The organism is Xylanibacter rodentium (assembly GCF_013166575.1).
Taxonomy (GTDB): domain Bacteria; phylum Bacteroidota; class Bacteroidia; order Bacteroidales; family Bacteroidaceae; genus Prevotella; species Prevotella rodentium.
Genome location: NZ_JABKKE010000050.1, coordinates 1 through 3,144 on the forward strand (window position 1 = coordinate 1; position 3,144 = coordinate 3,144).

The following is a 3,144-nucleotide window of genomic DNA, read 5'->3' on the forward strand; positions in this document are numbered from 1 at the left end:
CTTGTTAAAAGTCTGTTTGTGTTACATGACTTTTGACTAAAATACAGCTAACAACGCAGGATAACGGACGAGCCGTTCCCTGCTAACCATTAGTTGCAAATTAAAAATCAAATAGAATGGAAAATGTTGATAAAATATGCCCTATTTGCAGAAAACATTCCATAACTCTACCAAACGGAGTATGCCCTGTCTGCTATGATAAAGTGAAAACACAAGCAGATTGGAATACTACCGAATGGGGTAAAATAGAAAATCATGGAATTGATGCAATTATAGTGTTGGCAAAGTATATCTTAGATGAAATAGAAGATGACGACCAACATCAATGGCATCAACGTCGAATATGTTTTATGCAAGATATGGTAGAGCATTTGGATAAACAATATTTTCCTAATGCTACTATCCAACAGATAAATGACTTTGCACACTCGGCTGTTGATTTTTGGAAAGGAAAAATAACCAGTCAAGAAGCAACAGAGCAACTTCAATCCATGCGTAAGGTTCTGCAAAAGGATATTATGAAATTATCTGATTGGGAACCGAAAGATTTTCTGCTTTGGATGATGATGCCGAAAGATGATTTTGATTGGATGTGGGACCAGTGGTTTGAGTGCATTCATGCTTGTATTCCCGACAAGTGTAACGATGAGTTGTGGATAAGAATGTTTCATAAACATTTTCCAAATGAAATCAAAGCATGGGTAGATAATAACAATAACGATGCAACTAACAAAGCGTGATAACGCTTCACAGCGTTCCCCGCTAAACATTAATGGTAATTAGGTATGATAGATTATTTATTTTTCAAATTTTATAGGCTATGGAAATACAGTTCTATTCCCGAAATAGCTGTTTATGCGGCTTTATTATTTCTTACCATATTTCTGAATTGCAATATTCACACAATATGGGGAGTATTGGAACAATATAAAATTGCGCCATATCCAACCGAAACGATGTATTATGTGTCTTTGGGGCTTATATTCATTCTTTTATGTGTTCGTTTCTATTGGCACAAAAGGTATAAAACAGTCATAGATAAGTTTAATGAAAAGCCTAATAAAAATAATCTATTGATACTTATATTATATATTTTCCTTTCGTTGTTTCTCTTTGTTTTAGAGGCTTTTTATAGCAAAGGAAAAATATAAATATACCATTAACGAAGCAGGATAACGGGCAAGCCGTTCCCTGCTAAACCATTACCAATAATATAGAACAGATATGGAAACAGAACTAAAAGAAACTATACAGAATTTATTGCTTCAATTCATGCAGAATATGCACGAGTGGGAAGTGATGTGTAATGATATTGCAAAGCAGAATGAACTTTCATTCGAAGAACAGTTTAACAAGCAAAAAGAATTGGTATCAAAAATCTTTTTGAACTACTGCACTTCTCGTGAACGCAAGAATAGCAGACCTACTACTATATCTTATGGCAATGAAGGTTCTTATGAATATGATATTGATGAAGAGAAAATAACCGATATTGTAGAAGAAGGAAAGGACAGAATTGTAGTTCACACATACAGAGAAGTGCCTATGCAGGAAAAGAAGCAATACATATTCTTGTTTAAAAAAGGCAAATGGCTTTTGGATTCTAAGAAAAGATATTCTTCATGGAAGCAAAAATGGCTATCTGTTTCCCTATAAATTATATTGGTAACAAGCCAAGTTAGCTGCTAAACGCAGCTCCTTGTCAAACCATTAGGCGCAAAATAGTAAAACAAAAAAATATTATGTTATGGATTTCTTAAAGTGCATGAGCAATTTTCCGTGGAATAGATTTGCCACAGTATATGAAACCAATTCAATCGGCTTAAAAGGCATCTTTATAAAGATGTTCAACAATACAGCTGAAATGTCGGATTATCAATATGTGATTGATAGGCTTGAATGTCAGGACACACTATATAGAATTACCCCTTGGGGACTTAAATTCTATATCTGTTTACTTATGGAAAACAAATCGAATCAAGACATATTGTTACAGAACATAAATGTGCTTTTTGAAGCTGCAAATTATAATATGCAGGTCGATATTGCAACCAATTATAATCCGACCAAAGGCAATCTGATGAAATATGAGAAAATTAAATCAAACCTCTTTGATAGAGATTTTGACGGAACAATGGATGCCGATTACATAAAAACATTCAAATCCATAGACCGAAATTTCATGCAGAGAAGTACAATAGATTTAATTCAACAGAATATTTCTTTGTTTGAAGATTTAGCAAAGTCAACGAATAGCAATATTGCCCAAAGTGCTTCTGTACTTGTTAATTCAATTCATAATCCTAAAAAGTATGACTTTGGTAAATCGTGATTAAATAATCGCCTAACAAGCACCTGTTCCGCCTAAACGGCGGCAAGCTGCATCCCATTAGATGTAATATGCAAGTGATATGAAAGCAATATTCAACCATTTCAATAGTCTTGGCGGACTATACAATGTAAGCCAAGAGAACTTATTAGATACTCGGATATTTAATGACGAGATTAAATTAATCGAAGAGTATCTGAAAAGAGATATTCCCAAACTCTTGTGGAATATCCTAAAAAAGTATCAGGGACATGGCTTTAATGATGAAGTTGGTTTTAATGTAACGACAAACATTCCTATACTGGGAAATTCCACATTCTTAGAGTTTGGTCAATTCCTCTCTTTATGTCAAGAAGCATCCTTATATCTACTGGATATATTAGAGAATAATTCGGATATTTTCGGACACGATTTCTTGCCGTTTGCGGAAGCTACTCCGGGTGATTACATTGCATTAAATATCAGTGAACAATCTGTGTATTTCATTTCACATGATTTTTCTGATAATGAACAATCACAGATTAAGATTGCAAATTCATTAAAAGACTATTTCCTACACCTATGTAAGCATACAGAAGAAAACAGGATATTAGAAAAAACACCAAGAATTACATCGGTTGAATATTCCAATGACTTGTTATCACTTATGCAAAAATGGAAAAACAAAGAAACATCTAACAAGGAAAGATAACCCCTGAACGGTGTTCCTTTCCAAGCCATTACCAATAACAGTGCGATAAGGTAAGCCAAAGATTTTATCATCATCAAAATTAAATACAATGGAGAAAAGTAGAGATTTTCAGTTATTTATGACT

General features: G+C 33.6%; 4 protein-coding genes. All 4 read left to right on the forward strand.

Features of this window, described 5'->3' with window-relative positions:
* Positions 1-116: 116 nt before the first annotated feature.
* The 4 genes from HPS55_RS13870 (at position 117) to HPS55_RS13885 (ending at position 3,020) form a co-directional block, all read left to right on the forward strand.
* Complete coding sequence (locus HPS55_RS13870; RefSeq protein WP_068960254.1) at positions 117-740, forward strand: hypothetical protein; 624 nt, start codon at positions 117-119, stop codon at positions 738-740.
* Positions 741-1,224: 484 nt separating this feature from the next.
* On the forward strand, positions 1,225-1,656 hold the full coding sequence (locus HPS55_RS13875) for an NTF2 fold immunity protein (protein ID WP_009129244.1): 432 nt from the start codon (positions 1,225-1,227) through the stop codon (positions 1,654-1,656).
* Positions 1,657-1,747: 91 nt separating this feature from the next.
* Positions 1,748-2,332, forward strand: coding sequence for a hypothetical protein (locus HPS55_RS13880; RefSeq protein ID WP_154956074.1), 585 nt, complete (start codon positions 1,748-1,750; stop codon positions 2,330-2,332).
* Between the two features lie 79 nt (positions 2,333-2,411).
* Positions 2,412-3,020 carry an SMI1/KNR4 family protein gene (locus tag HPS55_RS13885; RefSeq protein WP_068960253.1) on the forward strand — a complete coding sequence of 203 codons (609 nt, stop codon included), beginning with the start codon at positions 2,412-2,414 and terminating at the stop codon, positions 3,018-3,020.
* The last annotated feature ends 124 nt before the right edge of the window (positions 3,021-3,144 follow it).